The organism is Anoxybacillus sp. LAT27 (assembly GCF_022030075.1).
Classification (GTDB): Bacteria; Bacillota; Bacilli; order Bacillales; family Anoxybacillaceae; genus Anoxybacillus; species Anoxybacillus kestanbolensis.
Genome location: NZ_JAIWYK010000156.1, coordinates 1 through 277 on the forward strand (window position 1 = coordinate 1; position 277 = coordinate 277).

The 277-nt window shown below is 60.3% G+C and carries 1 protein-coding gene; it reads right to left on the reverse strand.

Annotated features, from left to right (window positions below; translation table 11 throughout):
• Nucleotides 1-170 precede the first annotated feature (170 nt).
• Nucleotides 171-277, reverse strand: a 107-nt coding sequence (locus LD028_RS08930) for an endonuclease Q family protein (RefSeq protein ID WP_237811606.1), incomplete at its 5' end; no start/stop codon positions are given.

Consider the following 277-nt stretch of genomic DNA (forward strand, 5'->3'; position numbering starts at 1 on the left):
CTTTCGGTATGACTGTTTTTCTAAAAGGCTGGTGATGTAATAAAAAAGCAGCTCAACACCGACGTGTGACCAACTCCACGGGCGGCACGCCGCCTCGGTCCATTGGCGCATGGCTGGGCCAAGCAGCACGCACGGCATGATGATGAACGGCAGGAGCGCTGCCCGAGTGGTTACCCCTCCCGCACTTTCCCGTACCTCCCACCGCCCCCGGCCTCGATATGGAGCGCACCGCTGCGGGCAAGGACGATCAGTTGGGCCAACTTTTCTCCCACCGTCT